Annotated in this window: 30 protein-coding genes and 2 pseudogenes; 10 read left to right on the top strand and 22 right to left on the bottom strand. The window is 35.8% G+C overall.

Annotation, left to right across the window (positions count from 1 at the left end):
- The 3 genes and pseudogenes from BR65_RS00155 to BR65_RS00145 all read left to right on the top strand — a co-directional run.
- Positions 1-1,383: pseudogene (locus tag BR65_RS00155) on the top strand (heavy metal translocating P-type ATPase); the annotation flags it as partial.
- Between the two features lie 291 nt (positions 1,384-1,674).
- Positions 1,675-2,224 (top strand): annotated as a pseudogene (locus BR65_RS00150) (tyrosine-type recombinase/integrase).
- A gap of 255 nt (positions 2,225-2,479) precedes the next feature.
- Positions 2,480-2,932 carry a hypothetical protein gene (locus BR65_RS00145; RefSeq protein WP_034536048.1) on the top strand — a complete coding sequence of 151 codons (453 nt, stop codon included), beginning with the start codon at positions 2,480-2,482 and terminating at the stop codon, positions 2,930-2,932.
- Positions 2,933-3,101: 169 nt separating this feature from the next.
- Here BR65_RS00145 and BR65_RS00140 read toward each other — a convergent pair whose 3' ends face one another.
- The 8 genes from BR65_RS00140 to BR65_RS00105 form a co-directional block, all read right to left on the bottom strand.
- On the bottom strand, positions 3,102-3,677 hold the full coding sequence (locus tag BR65_RS00140; protein WP_034536046.1) for a helix-turn-helix domain-containing protein: 576 nt from the start codon (positions 3,675-3,677) through the stop codon (positions 3,102-3,104).
- A 76-nt stretch (positions 3,678-3,753) separates the two neighbouring features.
- Positions 3,754-4,542: a replication initiation protein gene (locus tag BR65_RS00135; protein ID WP_051932549.1), complete on the bottom strand. Its 789-nt coding sequence runs from the start codon at positions 4,540-4,542 to the stop codon at positions 3,754-3,756.
- 686 nt (positions 4,543-5,228) lie between these two features.
- Positions 5,229-6,371, bottom strand: a complete 1,143-nt coding sequence (locus BR65_RS00130) for a relaxase/mobilization nuclease domain-containing protein (protein ID WP_034536044.1) — start codon at positions 6,369-6,371, stop codon at positions 5,229-5,231.
- Positions 6,358-6,591: a hypothetical protein gene (locus tag BR65_RS00125; protein WP_034536042.1), complete on the bottom strand. Its 234-nt coding sequence runs from the start codon at positions 6,589-6,591 to the stop codon at positions 6,358-6,360. Before BR65_RS00125 ends, BR65_RS00130 begins: the two co-directional genes overlap by 14 nt.
- Positions 6,573-6,944, bottom strand: coding sequence for a MobC family plasmid mobilization relaxosome protein (locus BR65_RS00120; protein ID WP_051932553.1), 372 nt, complete (start codon positions 6,942-6,944; stop codon positions 6,573-6,575). The genes BR65_RS00125 and BR65_RS00120 overlap by 19 nt, the downstream gene beginning before the upstream one ends.
- Positions 6,945-7,351: 407 nt before the next feature.
- Positions 7,352-7,894, bottom strand: a complete 543-nt coding sequence (locus BR65_RS00115) for a PBECR4 domain-containing protein (protein WP_034536065.1) — start codon at positions 7,892-7,894, stop codon at positions 7,352-7,354.
- 494 nt (positions 7,895-8,388) lie between these two features.
- Positions 8,389-8,625: an ImmA/IrrE family metallo-endopeptidase gene (locus BR65_RS00110; RefSeq protein WP_051932547.1), complete on the bottom strand. Its 237-nt coding sequence runs from the start codon at positions 8,623-8,625 to the stop codon at positions 8,389-8,391.
- Positions 8,626-8,985, bottom strand: a complete 360-nt coding sequence (locus tag BR65_RS00105) for a helix-turn-helix domain-containing protein (protein WP_034536040.1) — start codon at positions 8,983-8,985, stop codon at positions 8,626-8,628. It abuts the gene before it with no gap.
- 287 nt (positions 8,986-9,272) lie between these two features.
- Here BR65_RS00105 and BR65_RS13390 point away from each other — a divergent pair, with 287 nt between their 5' ends.
- Entirely contained in the window at positions 9,273-10,766 is a 1,494-nt protein-coding gene (locus BR65_RS13390) for a peptidoglycan-binding protein (protein ID WP_051932551.1), read from the top strand.
- A gap of 78 nt (positions 10,767-10,844) precedes the next feature.
- On the opposite strand, the gene BR65_RS00095 is transcribed toward BR65_RS13390, so the two are convergent.
- The 3 genes from BR65_RS00095 to BR65_RS00085 form a co-directional block, all read right to left on the bottom strand.
- A complete protein-coding gene (locus BR65_RS00095; RefSeq protein ID WP_023171221.1) occupies positions 10,845-11,684 on the bottom strand; it encodes a hypothetical protein in 840 nt (279 codons plus the stop codon).
- 206 nt (positions 11,685-11,890) lie between these two features.
- Entirely contained in the window at positions 11,891-12,157 is a 267-nt protein-coding gene (locus BR65_RS00090; protein ID WP_034536063.1) for a Txe/YoeB family addiction module toxin, read from the bottom strand.
- Positions 12,142-12,396 carry a type II toxin-antitoxin system Phd/YefM family antitoxin gene (locus BR65_RS00085; protein ID WP_010620828.1) on the bottom strand — a complete coding sequence of 85 codons (255 nt, stop codon included), beginning with the start codon at positions 12,394-12,396 and terminating at the stop codon, positions 12,142-12,144. Before BR65_RS00085 ends, BR65_RS00090 begins: the two co-directional genes overlap by 16 nt.
- 181 nt (positions 12,397-12,577) lie before the next feature.
- Between BR65_RS00085 and BR65_RS00080 the strand changes: the two genes are divergently transcribed.
- Entirely contained in the window at positions 12,578-12,940 is a 363-nt protein-coding gene (locus BR65_RS00080; RefSeq protein WP_034536059.1) for an ArsR/SmtB family transcription factor, read from the top strand.
- A gap of 16 nt (positions 12,941-12,956) precedes the next feature.
- Positions 12,957-13,568, top strand: coding sequence for a CadD family cadmium resistance transporter (locus tag BR65_RS00075; RefSeq protein WP_034536057.1), 612 nt, complete (start codon positions 12,957-12,959; stop codon positions 13,566-13,568).
- Positions 13,569-13,674: 106 nt separating this feature from the next.
- Here the strand turns inward: BR65_RS00075 and BR65_RS00070 are convergent, their stop codons facing one another.
- Both BR65_RS00070 and BR65_RS00065 read right to left on the bottom strand, forming a co-directional pair.
- Entirely contained in the window at positions 13,675-14,583 is a 909-nt protein-coding gene (locus BR65_RS00070; RefSeq protein ID WP_034536056.1) for a cation diffusion facilitator family transporter, read from the bottom strand.
- 43 nt (positions 14,584-14,626) lie between these two features.
- Positions 14,627-14,941 carry an ArsR/SmtB family transcription factor gene (locus tag BR65_RS00065; protein WP_034536054.1) on the bottom strand — a complete coding sequence of 105 codons (315 nt, stop codon included), beginning with the start codon at positions 14,939-14,941 and terminating at the stop codon, positions 14,627-14,629.
- 297 nt (positions 14,942-15,238) lie between these two features.
- Here BR65_RS00065 and BR65_RS00060 point away from each other — a divergent pair, with 297 nt between their 5' ends.
- The 3 genes from BR65_RS00060 to BR65_RS00050 all read left to right on the top strand — a co-directional run bounded on the left by BR65_RS00060 (position 15,239) and on the right by BR65_RS00050 (position 18,716).
- A complete protein-coding gene (locus BR65_RS00060) occupies positions 15,239-17,164 on the top strand; it encodes a heavy metal translocating P-type ATPase (RefSeq protein ID WP_034536052.1) in 1,926 nt (641 codons plus the stop codon).
- A gap of 292 nt (positions 17,165-17,456) precedes the next feature.
- A complete protein-coding gene (locus BR65_RS00055; RefSeq protein WP_034536050.1) occupies positions 17,457-18,008 on the top strand; it encodes a tyrosine-type recombinase/integrase in 552 nt (183 codons plus the stop codon).
- Between the two features lie 255 nt (positions 18,009-18,263).
- A complete protein-coding gene (locus tag BR65_RS00050) occupies positions 18,264-18,716 on the top strand; it encodes a hypothetical protein (protein WP_034536048.1) in 453 nt (150 codons plus the stop codon).
- 170 nt (positions 18,717-18,886) lie between these two features.
- On the opposite strand, the gene BR65_RS00045 is transcribed toward BR65_RS00050, so the two are convergent.
- The 9 genes from BR65_RS00045 to BR65_RS00010 form a co-directional block, all read right to left on the bottom strand.
- Positions 18,887-19,462 (bottom strand): helix-turn-helix domain-containing protein, encoded by a 576-nt coding sequence (locus BR65_RS00045; RefSeq protein WP_034536046.1) that lies wholly within the window; start codon positions 19,460-19,462, stop codon positions 18,887-18,889.
- Positions 19,463-19,538: 76 nt separating this feature from the next.
- Positions 19,539-20,327, bottom strand: coding sequence for a replication initiation protein (locus BR65_RS00040; protein WP_051932549.1), 789 nt, complete (start codon positions 20,325-20,327; stop codon positions 19,539-19,541).
- Positions 20,328-21,013: 686 nt separating this feature from the next.
- Positions 21,014-22,156: a relaxase/mobilization nuclease domain-containing protein gene (locus tag BR65_RS00035; protein WP_034536044.1), complete on the bottom strand. Its 1,143-nt coding sequence runs from the start codon at positions 22,154-22,156 to the stop codon at positions 21,014-21,016.
- The gene (locus BR65_RS00030) at positions 22,143-22,376 is read right to left on the bottom strand and encodes a hypothetical protein (protein WP_034536042.1); all 234 of its coding nucleotides are present in this window, start codon (positions 22,374-22,376) and stop codon (positions 22,143-22,145) included. The genes BR65_RS00035 and BR65_RS00030 overlap by 14 nt, the downstream gene beginning before the upstream one ends.
- Positions 22,358-22,537, bottom strand: a complete 180-nt coding sequence (mobC, locus tag BR65_RS14190; RefSeq protein ID WP_425304613.1) for a plasmid mobilization relaxosome protein MobC — start codon at positions 22,535-22,537, stop codon at positions 22,358-22,360. The genes BR65_RS00030 and mobC overlap by 19 nt, the downstream gene beginning before the upstream one ends.
- A gap of 8 nt (positions 22,538-22,545) precedes the next feature.
- On the bottom strand, positions 22,546-22,728 hold the full coding sequence (locus BR65_RS14185) for a hypothetical protein (RefSeq protein WP_425304612.1): 183 nt from the start codon (positions 22,726-22,728) through the stop codon (positions 22,546-22,548).
- Positions 22,729-23,134: 406 nt separating this feature from the next.
- On the bottom strand, positions 23,135-23,677 hold the full coding sequence (locus BR65_RS00020) for a PBECR4 domain-containing protein (RefSeq protein ID WP_034536065.1): 543 nt from the start codon (positions 23,675-23,677) through the stop codon (positions 23,135-23,137).
- Between the two features lie 494 nt (positions 23,678-24,171).
- Positions 24,172-24,408 carry an ImmA/IrrE family metallo-endopeptidase gene (locus tag BR65_RS00015; protein WP_051932547.1) on the bottom strand — a complete coding sequence of 79 codons (237 nt, stop codon included), beginning with the start codon at positions 24,406-24,408 and terminating at the stop codon, positions 24,172-24,174.
- Positions 24,409-24,768 carry a helix-turn-helix domain-containing protein gene (locus tag BR65_RS00010; protein ID WP_034536040.1) on the bottom strand — a complete coding sequence of 120 codons (360 nt, stop codon included), beginning with the start codon at positions 24,766-24,768 and terminating at the stop codon, positions 24,409-24,411.
- A gap of 284 nt (positions 24,769-25,052) precedes the next feature.
- Here BR65_RS00010 and BR65_RS13385 point away from each other — a divergent pair, with 284 nt between their 5' ends.
- Positions 25,053-26,504 carry a peptidoglycan-binding protein gene (locus BR65_RS13385; protein ID WP_051932545.1) on the top strand — a complete coding sequence of 484 codons (1,452 nt, stop codon included), beginning with the start codon at positions 25,053-25,055 and terminating at the stop codon, positions 26,502-26,504.
- Positions 26,505-26,581 lie beyond the last annotated feature (77 nt).

Genomic DNA, 26,581 nt, shown 5'->3' with positions numbered 1-26,581 from the left:
TGGCGTCATTTTGTCTGGATCTACATCCATTGATGAGTCGTCTATTAATGGAGAAAGTATCCCGAAAGAGAAATCCAAAGGAGATGGCGTCTTCGGAGTACAATTAATGGAACAGGTAGCTTCACGATGAAAGTCACCAAAGAAAACGAAGATACAGTATTTTCAAAAATTTACAATTAGTGAACCAGAACCAAGATAACCAAACAAAAGCTGCGAGTATTATCCAAAAATTTGAACCCAAATACGTCACAGTTGTTTTAATTGCCATTCCGTTATTCATGTTATTGGCACCTTTTCTACTTGATTGGACATGGTCACAAAGTGTCTATAGAGGATTAGTCTTTTAGTTGCAGCTTCACCGTGTGCTTTAGCAGCAGCTACTGTCTCGGCAACGCTATCGACGACTTCTAATTTAGCCAAAAAAGGAGTCCTTTCAAAAGGTAGTTCTTACCTGTCTCAATTAGCCGATATTAAAGCAATTGCATTTGATAAGACGGGCACCTTGACCAAAGGAAAACCTGAAGTAACCAATTATTATTTTGCTGATTCCGTGAACGAAGAAAACATGATTGATATCGTAGTAGCTCTTGAAAAAGAATCCAATCACCCTTTAGCAGATGCTATTCTAAGAAAGTTTGAGCAAAAAAACAAACTAACTATTGATGTAGAAAACCAGATTGGTAAAGGATTGACAGGAGATTACAAAGGGAGAAATTATCGTATAGGAAAACCGACTTCGTTTGATGATGTTTCAGATGAGTATAGTCGTTTAAATAATGAATGGGCTTCAGAAGGTAAGACAATCGTGTACGTAGCAGTAGATGAAGAGGTTCTAGGCCTTATTGCCCTCATGGACATTCCAAGTGAACATGCAAAAGAAACCATTGAGTATTTCAGAAAACAAGGTATACACACCACATTAATTACTGGTGACTCAGAAATGACGGGAAAAGCGGTTGCTAAACAATTGGGAATAGATGAAGTGATTGCAAATGTCATGCCGGAAGACAAATCCAGAATAATAGACGAACAAAAAGAAAAATACGGTGTGACCGCCATGGTTGGAGACGGTGTAAATGATGCTCCTGCTCTTGTTAATGCAGATGTGGGAATCGCTATGGGAGATGGGACTGATGTGGCAGTAGAGGTATCTGATTTAGTTTTAATGCAAAACAATTTATCTAAATTGGTACAATCTCATAATACTTCTTCGAAAATGAACCGTGTTATTTGGCAGAATATTATTTTTCAATGGCCGTTGTTGTTTTTTTAATTGTCGTTAGTTTCTTGGGCTTAACGGATATTGCCATCAGTGTCATTATTCATGAAGGAAGTACTTTGGTTGTTATTTTGAATGGACTTCGATTGCTAAGGGCAGTCTAAAGAATGATTGCACACCTTCAAATTAATCGAGTAATAGAGATAATTAAGGATTACACTACATTTTTTGTCTCTATTACTTATTTATTTTATCTAGATGTTCAAACTCAAAATGATATGTCAACCACACTCTTGTGGCGTAACTTGAATACAAGATACATGAAATGATATAAAAACGTGTATCCGGAATCCTATTCCCATAGGGTTCTTTTTTTAGTTCGCCCTCCAATACATGATTGTATGGTATACTAAATAAAATCATGTATCGCTTTTGTGAGAGGAGAGGGCTTTTAAATGAGTTACAACGTCCAACCATTACGCACTCAGCAAGAAATAAACGACTTTTATTTTGTTTAAGGCGCAATAAAAATGCGGATCGGGATGTTTTTCTGTTTTTGATCGGCATTAATAGTGGTTTGCGCATGTCGGATATTGTTAAATTAAAGAAACAAGACCTGATTTCCTCTAAAAATCCGCGTATTGTCGAGAAAAAACAGGGAAAACGCGGATTTTGTATTTGAGTAGTCTGCAGGACTTGATTTTAGAATACACGAAAGACTTAGCACCAGAGGGTTATTTGTTTCCGAGCACCAAAGGTGGCCATGTGGAAGTGAATACGGTCTATCAGATGTTTCAGAAGGTCGCTAAGCTATTGGGAAGAGACGATATTGGCACGCACACGCTACGGAAGACGTTTGGGTACCACTATTACAAGAAAACCAAAGACGTGGCCACACTGATGGAAATATTCGGTCACAGCAGCGAGAAAATTACAAAGCGTTATATCGGGATCAATGAAGATGAAATCAGTGAGACTTTATTAAATTTCAGACTAGGTTTTTGATTTTTAGTGTTATAAAAAAACTGACGCTTTTGACTTTGCTTGGGACGGCCAATATGATAACATCGCTGTTGGATTTGGTAATAATTATTGTTTTGCAATGCAGACATTAACATTAATTCGTAAATATAACATTGTAATAAATTATACAATGTAACGCTAATTTTTTTGTTATAATTATCTATAAATTAAATTACAGCGTATACTATAACTGTTCTGTATATTTTACAAATTTGCTTATAGGAGAGCCTATATAAAATGAAAAAAAAAATCCTGGCACTGTCATTAGTATTTCTTATATTGATTTCGTTACCTTTTATTTGGATGTTCAGTCGTGAATATATTTTAACAAATCCTGATAATCGATATCGTGCGCCAAGGGTCTCCCCCGATGCGCATGAAATAAGAATAGATGATTACTACAGTGTAAACTCTATTTCTGCTTCTTTTTCAATACTTCAATATGATGATGGCGAAAATCATGTTGAATTTTCTGATACTATTGACAAGCTAAACTGGAATAACGAATACATTATAGCGGCTAGCAAAACGGATAAACTTGCTGTCTATTCAAATGATTATTACTTAATCATTAATAAGGATACTAGAGAATCTAAAGAGTATGATTCAGTCAAACAATTCGAAAATGCTCTAAAAGAAAAGAATATTGATTTAAAGCTCAAAAGAAAAGTAGAATTTGATTGGTATTAACTATCCAACTTAACATAAAACCCATTAACAAAAGTATCTATAAAAACATCTCAAAACCTATATAAAATACGGAAGTGTAGAAAGTACACCCGAGTAAAAAGTAAAAAAAGACCCTTCATAAAAATTATGAGGGGTCTTTTTTAGACTTCAGATAGTAATAAAATAAAGACTACTTAAAATTCCACCATTTTTTCTTTTTTGGTGTACTTATTGTCATAGATTCTTCAGAACCCATTTTTTCAAATTCTTTAGTTTCCTCAATATTAGTTGTAGAATCTTCAGTACTAACTGACATATCATTGATATTATTTTCAATCAAAGAACTTACAAGTGATTCTAAACGATCTATTTGCTCGTCTTTTTTTTGTAATACTGATTGATAATTTTCAAAATATTTGTTTTGTTGAGCTACAAATAAGTGTAGCGATTTAATATAGTTATCATTTTCTTCATTTACAGCTATAGCGTCCTTTATATCCGAGTTATAGCTTAACCCTACAACTTCATTTATAGCAGCTTCCAGCGTATATCCCGGTCTATTTTTAAGTTCGATTATGCGTTGCAAGACAGCTACATCTTCTTTTGTATAAACTCTATTATTTGAGTCATCTCTTGTAAAATAAAATTCTGTTTTTGCTTTTTCATCTAACATGGAAGCATACTTCCGAAGAGTAGAAGGCTGAATTTTAAGCTTTTCACAAACTAATTTTGTAGATATGTATTCAATTGCTTGTATCTCTTTCATAGCTTACCTCCTAAAAAAAACGATATATCAATACTTTATATTAAAAATAACAGATACGCAAGAGCTATGAATAGAGTTATGCGTCTAACCAATTATGCATTGGAACTTTTATTTTTCCAGATACTTCTTTTCTGATTTTTTTTGTAATCCTAAATTCTACTCTTACAATTTTTCTTCCGTTTTTTCCCAAAAGCATATCTATATGTAAATCAGTTTTAGAATTTACTTCCTCAATAGCTTTTTTTAAATATCGTCCATTAAACGTTCCCCAAGCTAAATCTTTATGTCCAAAATATTCTTGAATCTCTTCAACAGTTCCACCAATAACACCATAATGTAGCCCGGATTTAGCTAACTGATACAGTAATAAAGAATATTTAGATTTCAAGCTAATTATCGTTCTTAAATAGTAAGAAGTGTAATTTCCTTTTTCTGCTAATTGAAGAAGGTAGGGAGCTAATTTTGAATGTAACTTTAGTATTGCTTTTCCGTTATACTTTAAAGAAACTTCGTCAATCCATCTCGTTATCTCAATTCCTGAATTGTCCTCTGATTCTATCCAAAAACCTTTATTAGAAAGATTTAGAAGAGCTTCTTTTGTTTGTTTAATATTTCTTCCACCGGATCCGAATCCCAAAACTGTATTTATTTCAGAAATAGAAGTATTAACCTGTAAAAGTTCTTTATCATCTGGTTTTATCTTGCTAATTAGCCAGTCAATTAATTTCAATTCTTTCTCTGACAAATCAATTTTTGCTTTTTGAACCAGTTTATTATCTTTTGCAACTGTATACTCTTTACTTAATTCTATAACCCCTTCAGATATATCTTGAACTTCCGAGGTAACTTTAATTTTGTTATCCATCTCGTTCCCCTTTTCATGGTACAGATTAGTATTTATATCAATTATATCATATATACCAAAGAAAACGAATTTTTATTTTTCTTTGGTATATATAGGGTACAAATTAGTATTTATCAGGGTACAAATTAGTATTTATCAGGGTACAAATTAGTATTTATCAGGGTACAAATTAGTATTTAAATACTCGTTATCCCTTGGTATGAAAGGGTTTAATAGGTTACTAAGTACTATAAGTATTAAAGAATTAATAAAATAAATATAAAATAATAGCAGATTAATATCTGCTTAGTTAAAAAAATTTTAAAACCGTCAGCAGCGTTCTATGTCTCGACTTACGCTCGACGGTTCGAACCATTGTATGAGTTAAATCCAAAATAACAGCTCTATTTTCAATTTTAACTTTAAGCCTTATAAAAGACATATGAATATTTTTAAACGTCTCTAACGTCGTTTTTAGTGGCTTTAAATTGATTTTAACTCTCTATTTCTACTAATTGTTTCATTTCAGTATTTTAAAACCACTAAATGTTCTCAATGGTCCCAATTTTCACCATACATTAAAGGCATTCAGTAGCCACATAAGCGCTACAACAACGATACCGGTCGGGACACTCGCATATAAATTCGTTTTAACCGTTCGAAGGGTCAATTTTTGATTGGTCCGCTTGATTTCAGCGTTTAATTTCTCAAAGACTTGGTCCATGGTCTTGGTGATGGTTTGGTTGATCTCGCTTAATTGGGCGTTGTTCTGGCTCATTTCTTTCTGAATCTTCGCGATTTCCGTCTTGTTTTTGTCTAACAGGTCGTTCAGGATTGTTTTCAGGTGTTTCAAGGATTCGATTGACTGCTTTTGAGCTGTCTCGTTGTAGTTGGTCTGTGTGGTTTCTAAGCTTTTCAAGTTGCTGTTGAAGCTGTCCAGGACTGTAGTTGTCACTTGTTGAATCTCTTGTAAGTTGTTCTCCAGGTTGGCTTTCTCCAAACTTTTCTGTTGCAGCGTCGCTCCGCTGTAGTTCCGGATCTCGGTCAAGACTTGGATCAATTGCTGCAGATCCTGGTTCAAGCTTGCTTGGTTCGGTTGTTGGGGTGTCGTTTCGGTTGTCTGTTGGTTCAAGTTGTCTCTCAAAGCCATTTATGATGGTCTCCTTTTCGTAATCCTCGCCTAATTTTTTAGCGCGGACTTTTTTATTTTCTGCTACATGTTGATACGTCACGGTTTTTCCTCGTTCAATCACGTTTACGCCATTTTCAGCCAGTTTTTCTTTAAACGCGTCAAAATTAGGAGTGGTTTGTTTGGCTTGTTCGATTTTTTCTCTGATCTCGTCTTTCCAGCTGGTCTGTCCTGGTCGTTCTAGGATACCTTTTTCTGCGGCAGTGTAGCGAATTTGGGCCGGTTCTTCTGGAACGGTTAAGCCATGCGACAAACAAATTTCGTCGTTGATTTCTTTCACTTTTTCAATCGCTTCGACGCCATGAGCTTGAAATTTCAAACCCGTATCCAGATTGACACTATTAATAACTAAGTGATTATGGATATGGTCTTTATCTGTATGGGTGTAAATGGCTACCTGGTGTCCGCCAGCGACTTTTTGCGCTAATTCGTAACCTAGTTCATTTGCTTGTTCCGGAGTGACCTCACTGGGCTTAAATGACTGAATAAGGGTATGCGCTTGGACCTTATCGTCTTTTCCATAGATCATGCGGGTGGCTTTCATTTGGGTTTTGGCATAATTGACATCACAATTTAAGCCGCTTTTGACGGTCGCACGCGGTTCAGCGTAGTTAATGCAGCGCGAGCAACTGGTGCTGCGGGCTAATTTAATGGTGGCCATATTTTGATTCCTTTCTGCGTTTTCTTTCTGAAAAGAAATGAAGGAGCATAATAAAAATTCCATACACGATCATTGTGAAAATTGCTTCTATGGCAAGGCTTCTTAGTTCAATTGGATGGTCCGAAAAATAGTCCATTCCAAGGGTTAATAGAAAAAAGACTACGCCAAAAGAGACGGTCTCTAAAAGGGTTTTTTTGGTTATCAGGTTAGATTTTTCCATAGTTGATTCAACTCCTTTTGTGTCTTTTGTAATTCTGCCGTTAGGTTGGCGGCTAAATTCGGATTGAGTTCTGCTGTATTCGTGGCTCGTGCCATTTGGTTGATATTGTTGCCGATTGCGCGTAATTGTTTGGCAATTTCAATCGCGCCTGCTCGGTCCACTTTTGGTGTCACGATCTTAGCCCCTTGTGCCTTGCTTTTGACAAAAGCCGGCACACTCATTTGCAAACTTTCAGCGGAGCGCTTCAACTTTTCAAATTCGGGTTCGCTCACTCGAAAGCTGATTTGTTTCGGCTCTTTGCGCTTCGGGTTTCTCTCAGCTGAAGTGTCCTCAAAAATCTCTCGTTCGCTCAACGTCCCACCCCCTGTTTTTCTTCTCTGTCGTTCAGAAACCAATCTTACCACTAAAACGCTTTCGGTTTCCAGTGGTAAGATTGGTTGAAGGGGTTTGGCAAGCTCTATGTTTGCTAGCCACTTCGTGGCGCAAACGACCTTGTTGGGGGACGCGCTGCTCCCCCAATCCCCCTGGAAAACCCGGTCAAAACGTAGCCGTTTTGAGCCAAAAAAGAGACCTGAAATGTGGCCATTTCGGTCTCTTTTTTTGGCAAAATCAAGCCGTTTTTTTTCGTCGTTGGCGTCGAAAAAAATGGCCCTTTATTCGATCGTTTTCAAATAAAAAAGAAAGTAATTCACTTTTTTTAAAGTGGATTTCTCTCTTTTTTATTTAGTGAAAATGATTATGTAGGGTGAAAATAAACACGTTAATCTGCTATTTCCATAATCGATTTTACTTCTCCTGAAATTAAATCTTCACTAAAAATACAAGTCACTTTTTGACCAGGACCAATTTCTTTTGAAGTTAAATTCAATAAAGATATAGGGACATAATTTAATCCGTTTTGCATTAAAGATAAGGCTAGTATCTTTTTTCTCGTTCGAATAGCAGAATCATATCTTAATGATGAATAAATCCCTCTACCTACGATAGAGATTTCTTTATCCAATAATAGACTAACGCTACCAATTACTTGTAATTTAAGAAATGTTGTACTATCTATTTTTATTTTGATATCTTGTAAATTTATTTTTCTATCTAAAGCATCTTGGAAAAACAAGGCAGCGCCTCTTCGATAATGGATTCCACATAGGTGCATAAAATTAGTAATAGAAAAAATAATTGACACGGTAGAATTTTCTCCAACATAGGTTACCTTTTTTCCTACGAACTCTTCTTTTAAGAGGTCTGCAGCTTTGTAAATTGCATTTAACTGTCTGGTAATTTTAGTGATTTCTTTTATAGACATTCGTTTATATCCGTCATTGTTATTTACCAATTATTAAAACGCTCCTTAATACCAATAAAAAAGGCTACTCAAAAGAGTAGCCTTTTTTAACAGGTTTAATTTTGGTGCTTGCCACCCGCCGGACCCTTATGTTCCGGATTTATGTCGAGTTTAGTTTTGGTGCTCGCCACCCGCCGGACCCTTATGTTCCGGATTTATATCAAGTTGACTATGAGCCTGCTCTCATCTACAACATTATTATACCAAAAAGCTCTCTGTCTGTCCAATTGAATAAAAACCTTCTGTCACGTTTGAAAGATCTATTTTATTAAATAAGATTCTAATTCTTCCGCAACACCGTAAAGGTTTTGAAGATGATGAAAGGTTTCTGGTGGATAGCCATAATCTTCTTCGTATAATTCAAGCATTAAATTTCCTGCAAAAAGACTCGCTTCTCGTTCAAGTGTTCCTTTGCCATTTCGTTGTGTCGTATAGTAGGCGCTAAGATTTTCATGTTACAGAGCATGATACAGTTCATGGGCTAGAACAAAGTAACGTTCAGTTGTCTCCATTAACTGTTCATTAAGTAAGACAAGGGTTTCTTCTTTAAACCTGACGGTTTCGCCCTTTGGTGTTTCTCCAAAGGGAACAAAAAGGACGTCTATTCCTTTATTTTCTGCTAATACAAACGGATCATAGGTTTTGTATTCACTGTATAAGTGTTGAATCAAATTCTGCCAATTTTCACTCATCTAATCCCTTCTTTTTTTTAATCTATCCCAAAAGACGGCTTGTAAAACGGATTGTACTCGCTGCTTATCTTCTTCAGTTAAATCTTCTCCACCGTAAGCCATATGAACGTTGTTTTTTAGGATTTCTTCTAAGTCGACAAGATCTTCTGGTCTGGCCCACTTTGGAACATCACGACCTAAAAGGTAATCAGTGGAGACTTGAAAATAATCAGCTAATTTATTTAATGTTTTATTATCGGGCTCTCTGGTTCCTTGTTCATAATTTGCATAGGTTGTCCGAGCAACTTCTAGCATTTCTGCCATTTCTTCTTGCGTTAGTCGTCTAGCTTTTCGTAGTTCTCTCAATTTATAGATATCCATAGTACACCTCTGTTAATAATCTTTGTCTTTATTATACACATAACGAAACTATAGTAAAAATAAAATTATAACAAATCGAGTAAAATTTATTGACAATCTTCAAAAAGGGTAGTAATCTTTAATTACACAAATAGAGTAAATAAAAAAACTGACATTTGTAAAAATCTTTTATAAACCGGTAATAAAAGGTTTTGTAATTATTTCCACCATAAATGTCTAATTTTAATAGATGGTTGTACATTTTGTATACTCGATTTGTGTAAAAAATAAAAAAGGAGAAATGGAAAATGACTGAAGAAGATATTAGAGCAATTCAAACTTGGTTAAACGAAACGTATGGCTTCAATTTAGAAGTAGATGGATCTTACGGTCCTGCTACTTCAGAGGCAGCTGTTAGAGGGGTACAAACGGAATTAAATCGCCAATATGGAGCTAATATTTCTATAGATGGCTCTTTTGGGCCCTCTACTCAAGCAGCTTGGCAAACAGTTGCTCAAGGAGCACAAGGGAATCTAACCCAACTAGTACAAAGTCAATTGATTGGATTGGGCTATGATGTAAATGGATTTGACGGTTCTTTTGGACCTGGTTTATTAGAAGCTGTACAAGCTTTCCAAATGGATTTCAATTTGACAGTTGATGGACGCGTAGGTCCACAAACAGCTTTTACCCTATTTAACCAAGAAGTAGCAGCTATTCAATCTATCCAGATTTGGTTAAATCAAACGTATGGCTTGGATGTAGAAGTCGATAATTCTTTTGGACCTACTACATCAGAGGCAATTATTAGAGGTGTACAAACAGAATTAAATCGTCAATATGGAGCGAACCTTACAGTAGATGGCTCTTTTGGTCCAGCTACACAAGCAGCGTGGGAAACTGTTGTTCAAGGCGACAGCGGTAACTTAATTCGTTTGGTACAAGCTGAATTGATTGGGCTTGGCTATAATGTAGATGGTTTCGATGGAAACTTTGGACCTGGACTTTTAGAAGCTGTTAGAACTTTCCAAAGTGACTTTGGTTTAGAAGTAGATGGCCGTGTAGGGCCTGCAACGGCTTATACCTTATTTACTGGAGAACCGGCTAATGGTGGAGACGATGGCAATAATGATGGAGATGACGATGGAGACATTGGCAACGAAGGCGATTTACCTGGATCATTGCAAGAAGCGGAACCGGACATGCTTGGATTTGATACAGCTACTGTTGTAAGTAGCTCTGTCGCTTCCCAAATGGTTGGTTCTGGTTATGAATATGCAATACGGTATGTGTCCCTTGAATCAACTAATGTAGATTTATCTATATCTGAAGCCACAGGAATATTGGAAAGCGGACTTGGATTAATGATTGTTCAAAGGGTGAAAAATCCAGGTTGGATCCCTACACCTTCTTTGGGAACAGAGTATGGGCAAAATGCTGCTAACCACGTTTCAAACCTTGGATTTCCAGAAGGTATTACTGTTTTTCTTGATTTGGAAGGGATCGATTTAAATACGCCTTCTTCTGATATCATTGCGTACTGTACAAACTGGTATAATGAAGTAGAGAATAAGGGTTTTTCTCCTGGAATTTATATAGCCTATGATTCAGGGTTAGATTCATCTCAACTCAGTAATTTACCTTTTAAATATTATTGGAAATCTGGAAGTAATGTTCCTGTCCCAGATACAGGATGGGATTTAATTCAACAGCTACCATTAGATATTATTGTAAATGGATTACAAATTGACGAAAATCTAACTCAATCCACTGATACACCAGTACGGTGGTTACATTTATAACATAATAATAACTCTATATAAAAAGATAGAAAAAAGAAGCCTTATAAGGCTTCTTTTTTAGGTTAATTGCGTATTTGACTATTCCATTGACACGGCCATTTCCAATGCATCTAACGGAACTTTTGTTGTCTTTAATTGATAAATTTTGTCTTCATCTTGCCAACGAATATCTACATTCACATCTTCTCCACCTTGTGGGTATTGGATAAAGACTACTCCCATATCTTCAGGAGCTGGAAGAGAATGTTCTTCTAAATAGTCTACCATTTTTTTTGCTATCCCAGGGACATCCATTTTGTCTTCAGCAACAGAAGTGATAGAAAATAGCCAGTTCCCTTCTTCCCAACTAAAATGTGTGCTTCCTAAACCTGCAGACATATAGCCAGTGATACCATAACCTAACTCTTCACCACCTTCCTCCAACGATCCCACTGTTTTCCCGTTTGAGAAGGTATCCATTTCTTCTTTTGCCAAATCAGAACTTTCATAAAGTGTTCCAGAAATTTCAGCTAATTCTCCTTGATCATCTGTATAATTAATCATATAATTATCTGCTTCATTTGTTAGTATATCAGCTGTAACAGATGAAGAATCAGCAGTTGGAAAATCTGTCGGTAACAAGACAGTGTCAGGATTCATTTTTAGTTCTGAAGATAGATCAGCCGATTCTTTATTTTCTTGGTCAGAAGAAGAAACTGGTATTTCTTCTGAGTCGCTTGCTTCTTCGCTTTCCGAACTACTGCTTGTTTCAGAAGTTGCTGAACTACTTTCACTATTAGTCGTATCTACACTTTGTGTGATTTCTGATTCTGTGGCAGATGTATCTGCTGTATTGTCTTCATTTGATGAGCATCCTGCCAATACTGCTCCACAAATTCCTATTGCTAGGAAACGAGAGATTTTTTTTCTTTTCATCATAACATGGCCTCCTTATTCGGTTACTTTAAGGATACCGCTTCCTTTTTTTGAGGTAAACCCAAAAGACTTATTCGCGAAAAAACAAAAGAACTACTAGTACATGAAATTAGATAAAGTAGTGTATCGAGAAAATTGCTTTAGCAAGGTTGTTTTTATCTCATATTTTTAGTCAAAAAAGATAGAAAAAACTTTTTAAAAAGTTTTTTCTATCTTTCATAGTGCGTCCAAGTAGACCAAATAATGACTTCTTTGGCGTCATTATCCACCGAATAAACCACCCGGTGCTGAATATTTAAACGACGTGAATATTTATCTTTTAAATTTCCGACTAACTTTTCATAAGGCGGGGGATTTTGGAACGGATTCTCTTTTAAAACTTCCATGAGATTTTTAAATTTTTGCTCTAAATGAGCCCCTTTTAAATGTTTCAGGTCTTTCGTAGCTGATTTTGCTAACTTTACAGAGTATCCCAATCGATATCCTCCAATGCAACAAACTCATTTTCTTGTTCACGCTGGTGGATCACATCTGCTACGCCAGCAGATTGAAGGTATAATGTTTCTTGAATTGCGTCCCAGTCTTTTTTACTGACCATAACCGCTTCACTTTCTTCGTTTTTGCCAGAGATATAAATGGGTTCGTTAGTTTTGTTGACGTCTTTCAATAGTTGATAAAAGACTTTTCTAGCTTGGCTAGGGTTTACGATAGACATAAGCTATTCCTCCCTTTAACATCTTTTTTACTATTGTAACGTACTTGTTTAAGTACGTCAAAGATGTTGTGAATACAGGAAATTGCTTATAACAGTGTATTGGAATTAAGGTAGATTGACAAACGAGTGATCAAATAGATATACTTCATTCAAACAATCGTTTGAATGTGAGGTGAGATGAATGAAAAAAGTTTGCCAAGTGACTATCGTACATAAAGAAAAAGTAAATGGAATAAAAAATAAATTGGATCAAAAAGATTTTTCAAACTTACTTGTGTTAGGGAAATGTTTCAGCGATTCTTCTAGAATTAAAATTTTCTATGCTTTAGAAACCTATAAGGAAATGTGTGTCTGTGATCTAGCAGAAATACTTACTGCTAGTGTCGCTACAACGTCACACCATTTACGTTTTTTAAAAAAACATGGAATGGCAAAATCACGTCAAGAGGGAAAAGTAATTTATTACTCTTTAGCGAATGAAGACGTCCTTTCCGCTATTCGTGTTTTTTTAAAGTTATCAGAAAATCTATCTATGAAATCTTAGTTTGGAGGAAGTTATTTTGTTACAAAGTATTTTTTCAGCTATCGCTGTTTACATTTCTACGAGCATTGATTATTTGTTTATCTTGCTCATTATCTTTTCTCAAAGTCACACACAAAAAGGTATTCGACACATTTTTTGGGGTCAATATCTTGGAACAGGCATTTTGGTAGCTGTAAGTTTGTTTGCTGCTTATGTGCTGAATTTTATTCCGCAAGATTGGATCATTGGACTTCTTGGATTAATTCCAATTTATTTAGGTATCCGTGTCGCTGTGATAGGCGAAGAGGAGGAAGAAGAAGAGGAAGTCGTTGAAAAACTAGAATCTAGAGGAACCAGTCGGTTATTCTGGACTGTCGCCTTAATAACCATTGCGTCAGGTGGAGACAATTTAGGGATTTATATTCCCTACTTTACTTCGTTAGCTTTTTCAGAAATTTTAATTGCCTTAGTAGTATTCGTTATTTCGATTGCGATTCTTTGCTTTATCAGTTATAAGTTGGCAAAAATTTCCTTTGTTTCCGAAACGTTAGAAAAGTATGAACGAATCATTGTCCCAATCGTGTTTATTGGATTAGGAATCTTTATCTTGGTAGAGAACGGGACGATACAAACGCTACTAGGTTTTTAAAAAAATCATAATCACGAAAGATAAAAAGAGAGGCAGCGATTTGTTTAGTCGCTGCCTTTTTTGCTTTTCAAATGACGAAGTGTTTTTTAGCGTAGGACTGACTATCTTATGTGTTGTGGGAGTATCCCTTTTCAAGCTCTTCTTTGCTTGTAGTTATTTCTATTGTGATATGATTCTCTACGCTTGATTTGTGTGCGACTTCTGCAATTACTTCTTTTATTTCCCTAGCCTTGTCTATGTCTGAAGGGTCTATAAGAACCGTGACGATAAGGGCGTTTTCTTCCCCGTCCAGTGACCAAATGTGAAAATGTGAGAGGTCTTTTACAGCAGGAATGTTATTGATTGAATCAGCAAGTTTTTCTACGTTTACATTTTCAGGCGAACCATTCAATAAAATTTTCATTGTGGTGAAAAATTCAGGAACGGTTTTGTAGAGGATATAGAGTGCAATCAAAATCGATAAGATAGGATCCAGACGATATGCCTCGGTAAAGTTCATTAGAATACTCACAATCAAGACTCCAATCCACCCTAATACGTCTTCCAGCATATGGAGTTTCAACATACCCTCATTTTTGGATGTGCCTTTGCTTAAAATCCAAGCAGCATATCCATTCAATGCAATAGCTACGAGAGAAAGCCAGAACATGCCACTATAATTTACGGGTTGTGGGTCAAGCAAACGCGGCACACTACGATAGATCATAAAGAACGAGCCACTAATTAGCACAACGCCAGTTATCAGCGCGCCCAGTAAAGAAAATCGGTTATAGCCAAAGGTGAACCGTTCATCTTGTTTTTTCTCTGAATAACCTTGAAAAAACCAAGCGAATCCAATTGAAATAGAGTCCCCTAAATCATGAACTGCGTCAGACATAATAGACACACTATTGAAAAGAAACCCAAAGAAAAATTCACTTATGGAGAAAATAAAATTTATGAAGAAAGCAATTTTAATATTTTTTTTCGGTTGATCCTGATGCGAGTGATTATGGTCTTTATCTGATTTTGACATTTTAAAAACCTCCTAAGTTTGTATGCTACATAACTAATTGGTTTTATTTTTCTAATTCATTGACATGAGTTAAGACTTGTTCGAGAATACTAAAAACATGAAGGTCATCTAAACTGTAAAGCATACTTTTTCCTTCTCTTCTTGATTTTACTAAGCGTGCGTCTTTCAACGTTTTTAATTGATGAGAAATAGCGGACTGTTCCATGTCCAGAGAAATAGCTATATTTCCAACACTACACTCTTTTTTCTGTAAAAGAAAGAGAACCGACAATCGTGTAGGATCACTAATCACCTTAAATAGTTTGCTTATTGACAGAATAGATTCTTTATCGATTGGAGAAGTTGTTTTTATATCCATAGTGTTTTTATTCCTTTCATATGACCTTTCGTTCATATCTATATTACCATATGAGCGAAACAATGCTAATCTTTTGTTTATAAAAGAGAAGTTGCGTTCTCTTTATCTTGACAAAACGTATATAGCGATATAAAGTGAGAACATAAACATATGATTGGTTAGTCATATGTAAAGTGGATTCATTACGATTTACTTTTGGAATAGACGAAAGGATCCAGAAATAGCGGAAATTTTGTGATTCAAGAAGTAAATGATGGAAAACAAAGGACTTATAAATTATATAGGGAGGCAATATAAATGGAAACTGTCCAAAAACAACAGTCTCAAGAAAAGCATAATCATAATCACAACCACGGTCACGATCATGGGAAAATGCCAGTCGTTTTGTACTTTGTTGGTTTAGCATTAGCAGTGATTGCTCTATTTTTGAATGAAGATTATCAGTTGCTACAAAATGTTTTGTTCTCAATCGCTACAATCAGCGCTGGGTATCATGTCATTGTTCTTGAAGGCCTTGGAGAAACAATTGAGAACTCAAAAAACCAAAAAAAGTTCATGCCTAATTCTCATATTTTAATGGGATTAGCGGCAATCGGAGCTTCTTTAATGGGGAATTTTTGGGAAGGAACATTATTGATTCTTATTTTTTCTGGAGCACATTTTTTGGAAGATTATGCAGAAGGAAGAAGCAAACGAGAAATAACGAAATTACTCGAAATGAATCCAACGACTGCCCGGTTAATCCTACCTGATGGCAGTACAAAAAATGTAGATGTCAGTGAATTAAAAGTGGGAGATCAACTTCAAGTTTTGAATGGCGATCAAGTACCTATTGATGGCGTCATTTTGTCTGGATCTACATCCATTGATGAGTCGTCTATTAATGGAGAAAGTATCCCGAAAGAGAAATCCAAAGGAGATGGCGTCTTCGGGAGTACAATTAATGGAACAGGTAGCTTCACGATGAAAGTCACCAAAGAAAACGAAGATACAGTATTTTCAAAAATTTTACAATTAGTGAACCAGAACCAAGATAACCAAACAAAAGCTGCGAGTATTATCCAAAAATTTGAACCCAAATACGTCACAGTTGTTTTAATTGCCATTCCGTTATTCATGTTATTGGCACCTTTTCTACTTGATTGGACATGGTCACAAAGTGTCTATAGAGGATTAGTCCTTTTAGTTGCAGCTTCACCGTGTGCTTTAGCAGCAGCTACTGTCTCGGCAACGCTATCGACGACTTCTAATTTAGCCAAAAAAGGAGTCCTTTCAAAAGGTAGTTCTTACCTGTCTCAATTAGCCGATATTAAAGCAATTGCATTTGATAAGACGGGCACCTTGACCAAAGGAAAACCTGAAGTAACCAATTATTATTTTGCTGATTCCGTGAACGAAGAAAACATGATTGATATCGTAGTAGCTCTTGAAAAAGAATCCAATCACCCTTTAGCAGATGCTATTCTAAGAAAGTTTGAGCAAAAAAACAAACTAACTATTGATGTAGAAAACCAGATTGGTAAAGGATTGACAGGAGATTACAAAGGGAGAAATTATCGTATAGGAAAACCGACTTCGTTTGATGATGTTTCAGATGAGTATAGTCGTTTAAATAATGAATGGGCTTCAGAAGGTAAGACAATCGTGTACGTAGCAGTAGATGAAGAGGTTCTAGGCCTTATTGCCCTCATGGACATTCCAAGTGAACATGCAAAAGAAACCATTGAGTATTTCAGAAAACAAGGTATACACACCACATTAATTACTGGTGACTCAGAAATGACGGGAAAAGCGGTTGCTAAACAATTGGGAATAGATGAAGTGATTGCAAATGTCATGCCGGAAGACAAATCCAGAATAATAGACGAACAAAAAGAAAAATACGGTGTGACCGCCATGGTTGGAGACGGTGTAAATGATGCTCCTGCTCTTGTTAATGCAGATGTGGGAATCGCTATGGGAGATGGGACTGATGTGGCAGTAGAGGTATCTGATTTAGTTTTAATGCAAAACAATTTATCTAAATTGGTACAATCTCATAATACTTCTTCGAAAATGAACCGTGTTATTTGGCAGAATATTATTTTTTCAATGGCCGTTGTTGTTTTTTTAATTGTCGTTAGTTTCTTGGGCTTAACGGATATTGCCATCAGTGTCATTATTCATGAAGGAAGTACTTTGGTTGTTATTTTGAATGGACTTCGATTGCTAAGGGCAGTCTAAAGAATGATTGCACACCTTCAAATTAATCGAGTAATAGAGATAATTAAGGATTACACTACATTTTTTGTCTCTATTACTTATTTATATTTATCTAGATGTTCAAACTCAAAATGATATGTCAACCACACTCTTGTGGCGTAACTTGAATACAAGATACATGAAATGATATAAAAACGTGTATCCGGAATCCTATTCCCATAGGGTTCTTTTTTTAGTTCGCCCTCCAATACATGATTGTATGGTATACTAAATAAAATCATGTATCGCTTTTGTGAGAGGAGAGGGCTTTTAAATGAGTTACAACGTCCAACCATTACGCACTCAGCAAGAAATAAACGACTTTTTATTTTGTTTAAGGCGCAATAAAAATGCGGATCGGGATGTTTTTCTGTTTTTGATCGGCATTAATAGTGGTTTGCGCATGTCGGATATTGTTAAATTAAAGAAACAAGACCTGATTTCCTCTAAAAATCCGCGTATTGTCGAGAAAAAAACAGGGAAAACGCGGATTTTGTATTTGAGTAGTCTGCAGGACTTGATTTTAGAATACACGAAAGACTTAGCACCAGAGGGTTATTTGTTTCCGAGCACCAAAGGTGGCCATGTGGAAGTGAATACGGTCTATCAGATGTTTCAGAAGGTCGCTAAGCTATTGGGAAGAGACGATATTGGCACGCACACGCTACGGAAGACGTTTGGGTACCACTATTACAAGAAAACCAAAGACGTGGCCACACTGATGGAAATATTCGGTCACAGCAGCGAGAAAATTACAAAGCGTTATATCGGGATCAATGAAGATGAAATCAGTGAGACTTTATTAAATTTCAGACTAGGTTTTTGATTTTTAGTGTTATAAAAAAACTGACGCTTTTGACTTTGCTTGGGACGGCCAATATGATAACATCGCTGTTGGATTTGGTAATAATTATTGTTTTGCAATGCAGACATTAACATTAATTCGTAAATATAACATTGTAATAAATTATACAATGTAACGCTAATTTTTTTGTTATAATTATCTATAAATTAAATTACAGCGTATACTATAACTGTTCTGTATATTTTACAAATTTGCTTATAGGAGAGCCTATATAAAATGAAAAAAAAAATCCTGGCACTGTCATTAGTATTTCTTATATTGATTTCGTTACCTTTTATTTGGATGTTCAGTCGTGAATATATTTTAACAAATCCTGATAATCGATATCGTGCGCCAAGGGTCTCCCCCGATGCGCATGAAATAAGAATAGATGATTACTACAGTGTAAACTCTATTTCTGCTTCTTTTTCAATACTTCAATATGATGATGGCGAAAATCATGTTGAATTTTCTGATACTATTGACAAGCTAAACTGGAATAACGAATACATTATAGCGGCTAGCAAAACGGATAAACTTGCTGTCTATTCAAATGATTATTACTTAATCATTAATAAGGATACTAGAGAATCTAAAGAGTATGATTCAGTCAAACAATTCGAAAATGCTCTAAAAGAAAAGAATATTGATTTAAAGCTCAAAAGAAAAGTAGAATTTGATTGGTATTAACTATCCAACTTAACATAAAACCCATTAACAAAAGTATCTATAAAAACATCTCAAAACCTATATAAAATACGGAAGTGTAGAAAGTACACCCCGAGTAAAAAGTAAAAAAAGACCCTTCATAAAAATTATGAGGGGTCTTTTTTAGACTTCAGATAGTAATAAAATAAAGACTACTTAAAATTCCACCATTTTTTCTTTTTTGGTGTACTTATTGTCATAGATTCTTCAGAACCCATTTTTTCAAATTCTTTAGTTTCCTCAATATTAGTTGTAGAATCTTCAGTACTAACTGACATATCATTGATATTATTTTCAATCAAAGAACTTACAAGTGATTCTAAACGATCTATTTGCTCGTCTTTTTTTTGTAATACTGATTGATAATTTTCAAAATATTTGTTTTGTTGAGCTACAAATAAGTGTAGCGATTTAATATAGTTATCATTTTCTTCATTTACAGCTATAGCGTCCTTTATATCCGAGTTATAGCTTAACCCTACAACTTCATTTATAGCAGCTTCCAGCGTATATCCCGGTCTATTTTTAAGTTCGATTATGCGTTGCAAGACAGCTACATCTTCTTTTGTATAAACTCTATTATTTGAGTCATCTCTTGTAAAATAAAATTCTGTTTTTGCTTTTTCATCTAACATGGAAGCATACTTCCGAAGAGTAGAAGGCTGAATTTTAAGCTTTTCACAAACTAATTTTGTAGATATGTATTCAATTGCTTGTATCTCTTTCATAGCTTACCTCCTAAAAAAAACGATATATCAATACTTTATATTAAAAATAACAGATACGCAAGAGCTATGAATAGAGTTATGCGTCTAACCAATTATGCATTGGAACTTTTATTTTTCCAGATACTTCTTTTCTGATTTTTTTTGTAATCCTAAATTCTACTCTTACAATTTTTCTTCCGTTTTTTCCCAAAAGCATATCTATATGTAAATCAGTTTTAGAATTTACTTCCTCAATAGCTTTTTTTAAATATCGTCCATTAAACGTTCCCCAAGCTAAATCTTTATGTCCAAAATATTCTTGAATCTCTTCAACAGTTCCACCAATAACACCATAATGTAGCCCGGATTTAGCTAACTGATACAGTAATAAAGAATATTTAGATTTCAAGCTAATTATCGTTCTTAAATAGTAAGAAGTGTAATTTCCTTTTTCTGCTAATTGAAGAAGGTAGGGAGCTAATTTTGAATGTAACTTTAGTATTGCTTTTCCGTTATACTTTAAAGAAACTTCGTCAATCCATCTCGTTATCTCAATTCCTGAATTGTCCTCTGATTCTATCCAAAAACCTTTATTAGAAAGATTTAGAAGAGCTTCTTTTGTTTGTTTAATATTTCTTCCACCGGATCCGAATCCCAAAACTGTATTTATTTCAGAAATAGAAGTATTAACCTGTAAAAGTTCTTTATCATCTGGTTTTATCTTGCTAATTAGCCAGTCAATTAATTTCAATTCTTTCTCTGACAAATCAATTTTTGCTTTTTGAACCAGTTTATTATCTTTTGCAACTGTATACTCTTTACTTAATTCTATAACCCCTTCAGATATATCTTGAACTTCCGAGGTAACTTTAATTTTGTTATCCATCTCGTTCCCCTTTTCATGGTACAGATTAGTATTTATATCAATTATATCATATATACCAAAGAAAACGAATTTTTATTTTTCTTTGGTATATATAGGGTACAAATTAGTATTTATCAGGGTACAAATTAGTATTTATCAGGGTACAAATTAGTATTTATCAGGGTACAAATTAGTATTTAAATACTCGTTATCCCTTGGTATGAAAGGGTTTAATAGGTTACTAAGTACTATAAGTATTAAAGAATTAATAAAATAAATATAAAATAATAGCAGATTAATATCTGCTTAGTTAAAAAAATTTTAAAACCGTCAGCAGCGTTCTATGTCTCGACTTACGCTCGACGGTTCGAACCATTGTATGAGTTAAATCCAAAATAACAGCTCTATTTTCAATTTTAACTTTAAGCCTTATAAAAGACATATGAATATTTTTAAACGTCTCTAACGTCGTTTTTAGTGGCTTTAAATTGATTTTAACTCTCTATTTCTACTAATTGTTTCATTTCAGTATTTTAAAACCACTAAATGTTCTCAATGGTCCCAATTTTCACCATACATTAAAGGCATTCAGTAGCCACATAAGCGCTACAACAACGATACCGGTCGGGACACTCGCATATAAATTCGTTTTAACCGTTCGAAGGGTCAATTTTTGATTGGTCCGCTTGATTTCAGCGTTTAATTTCTCAAAGACTTGGTCCATGGTCTTGGTGATGGTTTGGTTGATCTCGCTTAATTGGGCGTTGTTCTGGCTCATTTCTTTCTGAATCTTCGCGATTTCCGTCTTGTTTTTGTCTAACAGGTCGTTCAGGATTGTTTTCAGGTGTTTCAAGGATTCGATTGACTGCTTTTGAGCTGTCTCGTTGTAGTTGGTCTGTGTGGTTTCTAAGCTTTTCAAGTTGCTGTTGAAGCTGTCCAGGACTGTAGTTGTCACTTGTTGAATCTCTTGTAAGTTGTTCTCCAGGTTGGCTTTCTCCAAACTTTTCTGTTGCAGCGTCGCTCCGCTGTAGTTCCGGATCTCGGTCAAGACTTGGATCAATTGCTGCAGATCCTGGTTCAAGCTTGCTTGGTTCGGTTGTTGGGGTGTCGTTTCGGTTGTCTGTTGGTTCAAGTTGTCTCTCAAAGCCATTTATGATGGTCTCCTTTTCGTAATCCTCGCCTAATTTTTTAGCGCGGACTTTTTTATTTTCTGCTACATGTTGATACGTCACGGTTTTTCCTCGTTCAATCACGTTTACGCCATTTTCAGCCAGTTTTTCTTTAAACGCGTCAAAATTAGGAGTGGTTTGTTTGGCTTGTTCGATTTTTTCTCTGATCTCGTCTTTCCAGCTGGTCTGTCCTGGTCGTTCTAGGATACCTTTTTCTGCGGCAGTGTAGCGAATTTGGGCCGGTTCTTCTGGAACGGTTAAGCCATGCGACAAACAAATTTCGTCGTTGATTTCTTTCACTTTTTCAATCGCTTCGACGCCATGAGCTTGAAATTTCAAACCCGTATCCAGATTGACACTATTAATAACTAAGTGATTATGGATATGGTCTTTATCTGTATGGGTGTAAATGGCTACCTGGTGTCCGCCAGCGACTTTTTGCGCTAATTCGTAACCTAGTTCATTTGCTTGTTCCGGAGTGACCTCACTGGGCTTAAATGACTGAATAAGGGTATGCGCTTGGACCTTATCGTCTTTTCCATAGATCATGCGGGTGGCTTTCATTTGGGTTTTGGCATAATTGACATCACAATTTAAGCCGCTTTTGACGGTCGCACGCGGTTCAGCGTAGTTAATGCAGCGCGAGCAACTGGTGCTGCGGGCTAATTTAATGGTGGCCATATTTTGATTCCTTTCTGCGTTTTCTTTCTGAAAAGAAATGAAGGAGCATAATAAAAATTCCATACACGATCATTGTGAAAATTGCTTCTATGGCAAGGCTTCTTAGTTCAATTGGATGGTCCGAAAAATAGTCCATTCCAAGGGTTAATAGAAAAAAGACTACGCCAAAAGAGACGGTCTCTAAAAGGGTTTTTTTGGTTATCAGGTTAGATTTTTCCATAGTTGATTCAACTCCTTTTGTGTCTTTTGTAATTCTGCCGTTAGGTTGGCGGCTAAATTCGGATTGAGTTCTGCTGTATTCGTGGCTCGTGCCATTTGGTTGATATTGTTGCCGATTGCGCGTAATTGTTTGGCAATTTCAATCGCGCCTGCTCGGTCCACTTTTGGTGTCACGATCTTAGCCCTTGTGCCTTGCTTTTGACAAAAGCCGGCACACTCATTTGCAAACTTTCAGCGGAGCGCTTCAACTTTTCAAATTCGGGTTCGCTCACTCGAAAGCTGATTTGTTTCGGCTCTTTGCGCTTCGGGTTTCTCTCAGCTGAAGTGTCCTCAAAAATCTCTCGTTCGCTCAACGTCCCACCCCCTGTTTTTCTTCTCTGTCGTTCAGAAACCAATCTTACCACTAAAACGCTTTCGGTTTCCAGTGGTAAGATTGGTTGAAGGGGTTTGGCAAGCTCTATGTTTGCTAGCCACTTCGTGGCGCAAACGACCTTGTTGGGGACGCGCTGCTCCCCCAATCCCCCTGGAAAACCCGGTCAAAACGTAGCCGTTTTGAGCCAAAAAAGAGACCTGAAATGTGGCCATTTCGGTCTCTTTTTTTGGCAAAATCAAGCCGTTTTTTTTCGTCGTTGGCGTCGAAAAAAATGGCCCTTTATTCGATCGTTTTCAAATAAAAAAGAAAGTAATTCACTTTTTTTAAAGTGGATTTCTCTCTTTTTTATTTAGTGAAAATGATTATGTAGGGTGAAAATAAACACGTTAATCTGCTATTTCCATAATCGATTTTACTTCTCCTGAAATTAAATCTTCACTAAAAATACAAGTCACTTTTTGACCAGGACCAATTTCTTTTGAAGTTAAATTCAATAAAGATATAGGGACATAATTTAATCCGTTTTGCATTAAAGATAAGGCTAGTATCTTTTTTCTCGTTCGAATAGCAGAATCATATCTTAATGATGAATAAATCCCTCTACCTACGATAGAGATTTCTTTATCCAATAATAGACTAACGCTACCAATTACTTGTAATTTAAGAAATGTTGTACTATCTATTTTTATTTTGATATCTTGTAAATTTATTTTTCTATCTAAAGCATCTTGGAAAAACAAGGCAGCGCCTCTTCGATAATGGATTCCACATAGGTGCATAAAATTAGTAATAGAAAAAATAATTGACACGGTAGAATTTTCTCCAACATAGGTTACCTTTTTTCCTACGAACTCTTCTTTTAAGAGGTCTGCAGCTTTGTAAATTGCATTTAACTGTCTGGTAATTTTAGTGATTTCTTTTATAGACATTCGTTTATATCCGTCATTGTTATTTACCAATTATTAAAACGCTCCTTAATACCAATAAAAAAGGCTACTCAAAAGAGTAGCCTTTTTTAACAGGTTTAATTTTGGTGCTTGCCACCCGCCGGACCCTTATGTTCCGGATTTATGTCGAGTTTAGTTTTGGTGCTCGCCACCCGCCGGACCCTTATGTTCCGGATTTATATCAAGTTGACTATGAGCCTGCTCTCATCTACAACATTATTATACCAAAAAGCTCTCTGTCTGTCCAATTGAATAAAAACCTTCTGTCACGTTTGAAAGATCTATTTTATTAAATAAGATTCTAATTCTTCCGCAACACCGTAAAGGTTTTGAAGATGATGAAAGGTTTCTGGTGGATAGCCATAATCTTCTTCGTATAATTCAAGCATTAAATTTCCTGCAAAAAGACTCGCTTCTCGTTCAAGTGTTCCTTTGCCATTTCGTTGTGTCGTATAGTAGGCGCTAAGATTTTCATGTTACAGAGCATGATACAGTTCATGGGCTAGAACAAAGTAACGTTCAGTTGTCTCCATTAACTGTTCATTAAGTAAGACAAGGGTTTCTTCTTTAAACCTGACGGTTTCGCCCTTTGGTGTTTCTCCAAAGGGAACAAAAAGGACGTCTATTCCTTTATTTTCTGCTAATACAAACGGATCATAGGTTTTGTATTCACTGTATAAGTGTTGAATCAAATTCTGCCAATTTTCACTCATCTAATCCCTTCTTTTTTTTAATCTATCCCAAAAGACGGCTTGTAAAACGGATTGTACTCGCTGCTTATCTTCTTCAGTTAAATCTTCTCCACCGTAAGCCATATGAACGTTGTTTTTTAGGATTTCTTCTAAGTCGACAAGATCTTCTGGTCTGGCCCACTTTGGAACATCACGACCTAAAAGGTAATCAGTGGAGACTTGAAAATAATCAGCTAATTTATTTAATGTTTTATTATCGGGCTCTCTGGTTCCTTGTTCATAATTTGCATAGGTTGTCCGAGCAACTTCTAGCATTTCTGCCATTTCTTCTTGCGTTAGTCGTCTAGCTTTTCGTAGTTCTCTCAATTTATAGATATCCATAGTACACCTCTGTTAATAATCTTTGTCTTTATTATACACATAACGAAACTATAGTAAAATAAAATTATAACAAATCGAGTAAAATTTATTGACAATCTTCAAAAAGGGTAGTAATCTTTAATTACACAAATAGAGTAAATAAAAAACTGACATTTGTAAAAATCTTTTATAAACCGGTAATAAAAGGTTTTGTAATTATTTCCACCATAAATGTCTAATTTTAATAGATGGTTGTACATTTTGTATACTCGATTTGTGTAAAAAATAAAAAGGAGAAATGGAAAATGACTGAAGAAGATATTAGAGCAATTCAAACTTGGTTAAACGAAACGTATGGCTTCAATTTAGAAGTAGATGGATCTTACGGTCCTGCTACTTCAGAGGCAGCTGTTAGAGGGGTACAAACGGAATTAAATCGCCAATATGGAGCTAATATTTCTATAGATGGCTCTTTTGGGCCCTCTACTCAAGCAGCTTGGCAAACAGTTGCTCAAGGAGCACAAGGGAATCTAACCCAACTAGTACAAAGTCAATTGATTGGATTGGGCTATGATGTAAATGGATTTGACGGTTCTTTTGGACCTGGTTTATTAGAAGCTGTACAAGCTTTCCAAATGGATTTCAATTTGACAGTTGATGGACGCGTAGGTCCACAAACAGCTTTTACCCTATTTAACCAAGAAGTAGCAGCTATTCAATCTATCCAGATTTGGTTAAATCAAACGTATGGCTTGGATGTAGAAGTCGATAATTCTTTTGGACCTACTACATCAGAGGCAATTATTAGAGGTGTACAAACAGAATTAAATCGTCAATATGGAGCGAACCTTACAGTAGATGGCTCTTTTGGTCCAGCTACACAAGCAGCGTGGGAAACTGTTGTTCAAGGCGACAGCGGTAACTTAATTCGTTTGGTACAAGCTGAATTGATTGGGCTTGGCTATAATGTAGATGGTTTCGATGGAAACTTTGGACCTGGACTTTTAGAAGCTGTTAGAACTTTCCAAAGTGACTTTGGTTTAGAAGTAGATGGCCGTGTAGGGCCTGCAACGGCTTATACCTTATTTACTGGAGAACCGGCTAATGGTGGAGACGATGGCAATAATGATGGAGATGACGATGGAGACATTGGCAACGAAGGCGATTTACCTGGATCATTGCAAGAAGCGGAACCGGACATGCTTGGATTTGATACAGCTACTGTTGTAAGTAGCTCTGTCGCTTCCCAAATGGTTGGTTCTGGTTATGAATATGCAATACGGTATGTGTCCCTTGAATCAACTAATGTAGATTTATCTATATCTGAAGCCACAGGAATATTGGAAAGCGGACTTGGATTAATGATTGTTCAAAGGGTGAAAAATCCAGGTTGGATCCCTACACCTTCTTTGGGAACAGAGTATGGGCAAAATGCTGCTAACCACGTTTCAAACCTTGGATTTCCAGAAGGTATTACTGTTTTTCTTGATTTGGAAGGGATCGATTTAAATACGCCTTCTTCTGATATCATTGCGTACTGTACAAACTGGTATAATGAAGTAGAGAATAAGGGTTTTTCTCCTGGAATTTATATAGCCTATGATTCAGGGTTAGATTCATCTCAACTCAGTAATTTACCTTTTAAATATTATTGGAAATCTGGAAGTAATGTTCCTGTCCCAGATACAGGATGGGATTTAATTCAACAGCTACCATTAGATATTATTGTAAATGGATTACAATTGACGAAAATCTAACTCAATCCACTGATACACCAGTACGGTGTTACATTTATAACATAATAATAACTCTATATAAAAAGATAGAAAAAGAA

Source organism: Carnobacterium inhibens subsp. inhibens DSM 13024 (assembly GCF_000746825.1).
Lineage (GTDB): Bacteria > Bacillota > Bacilli > Lactobacillales > Carnobacteriaceae > Carnobacterium_B > Carnobacterium_B inhibens.
The sequence above is the reverse complement of the archived record's forward strand: the minus strand, read 5'-3'. Positions and strand labels throughout refer to the sequence as shown.

Coding starts and splice junctions, on each gene's coding strand:
- BR65_RS00145 (WP_034536048.1), top strand. CDS start 2,480: ATGAAAAAAAAAATCCTGGCACTGTCATTAGTATTTCTTATATTGATT.
- BR65_RS00140 (WP_034536046.1), bottom strand. CDS start 3,677: ATGAAAGAGATACAAGCAATTGAATACATATCTACAAAATTAGTTTGT.
- BR65_RS00135 (WP_051932549.1), bottom strand. CDS start 4,542: ATGGATAACAAAATTAAAGTTACCTCGGAAGTTCAAGATATATCTGAA.
- BR65_RS00130 (WP_034536044.1), bottom strand. CDS start 6,371: ATGGCCACCATTAAATTAGCCCGCAGCACCAGTTGCTCGCGCTGCATT.
- BR65_RS00125 (WP_034536042.1), bottom strand. CDS start 6,591: ATGGAAAAATCTAACCTGATAACCAAAAAAACCCTTTTAGAGACCGTC.
- BR65_RS00115 (WP_034536065.1), bottom strand. CDS start 7,894: ATGTCTATAAAAGAAATCACTAAAATTACCAGACAGTTAAATGCAATT.
- BR65_RS00110 (WP_051932547.1), bottom strand. CDS start 8,625: ATGAGTGAAAATTGGCAGAATTTGATTCAACACTTATACAGTGAATAC.
- BR65_RS00105 (WP_034536040.1), bottom strand. CDS start 8,985: ATGGATATCTATAAATTGAGAGAACTACGAAAAGCTAGACGACTAACG.
- BR65_RS13390 (WP_051932551.1), top strand. CDS start 9,273: ATGACTGAAGAAGATATTAGAGCAATTCAAACTTGGTTAAACGAAACG.
- BR65_RS00095 (WP_023171221.1), bottom strand. CDS start 11,684: ATGATGAAAAGAAAAAAAATCTCTCGTTTCCTAGCAATAGGAATTTGT.
- BR65_RS00085 (WP_010620828.1), bottom strand. CDS start 12,396: ATGTCTATCGTAAACCCTAGCCAAGCTAGAAAAGTCTTTTATCAACTA.
- BR65_RS00080 (WP_034536059.1), top strand. CDS start 12,578: ATGAAAAAAGTTTGCCAAGTGACTATCGTACATAAAGAAAAAGTAAAT.
- BR65_RS00070 (WP_034536056.1), bottom strand. CDS start 14,583: ATGTCAAAATCAGATAAAGACCATAATCACTCGCATCAGGATCAACCG.
- BR65_RS00065 (WP_034536054.1), bottom strand. CDS start 14,941: ATGGATATAAAAACAACTTCTCCAATCGATAAAGAATCTATTCTGTCA.
- BR65_RS00060 (WP_034536052.1), top strand. CDS start 15,239: ATGGAAACTGTCCAAAAACAACAGTCTCAAGAAAAGCATAATCATAAT.
- BR65_RS00055 (WP_034536050.1), top strand. CDS start 17,457: ATGAGTTACAACGTCCAACCATTACGCACTCAGCAAGAAATAAACGAC.
- BR65_RS00050 (WP_034536048.1), top strand. CDS start 18,264: ATGAAAAAAAAAATCCTGGCACTGTCATTAGTATTTCTTATATTGATT.
- BR65_RS00045 (WP_034536046.1), bottom strand. CDS start 19,462: ATGAAAGAGATACAAGCAATTGAATACATATCTACAAAATTAGTTTGT.
- BR65_RS00040 (WP_051932549.1), bottom strand. CDS start 20,327: ATGGATAACAAAATTAAAGTTACCTCGGAAGTTCAAGATATATCTGAA.
- BR65_RS00035 (WP_034536044.1), bottom strand. CDS start 22,156: ATGGCCACCATTAAATTAGCCCGCAGCACCAGTTGCTCGCGCTGCATT.
- BR65_RS00030 (WP_034536042.1), bottom strand. CDS start 22,376: ATGGAAAAATCTAACCTGATAACCAAAAAAACCCTTTTAGAGACCGTC.
- BR65_RS00020 (WP_034536065.1), bottom strand. CDS start 23,677: ATGTCTATAAAAGAAATCACTAAAATTACCAGACAGTTAAATGCAATT.
- BR65_RS00015 (WP_051932547.1), bottom strand. CDS start 24,408: ATGAGTGAAAATTGGCAGAATTTGATTCAACACTTATACAGTGAATAC.
- BR65_RS00010 (WP_034536040.1), bottom strand. CDS start 24,768: ATGGATATCTATAAATTGAGAGAACTACGAAAAGCTAGACGACTAACG.
- BR65_RS13385 (WP_051932545.1), top strand. CDS start 25,053: ATGACTGAAGAAGATATTAGAGCAATTCAAACTTGGTTAAACGAAACG.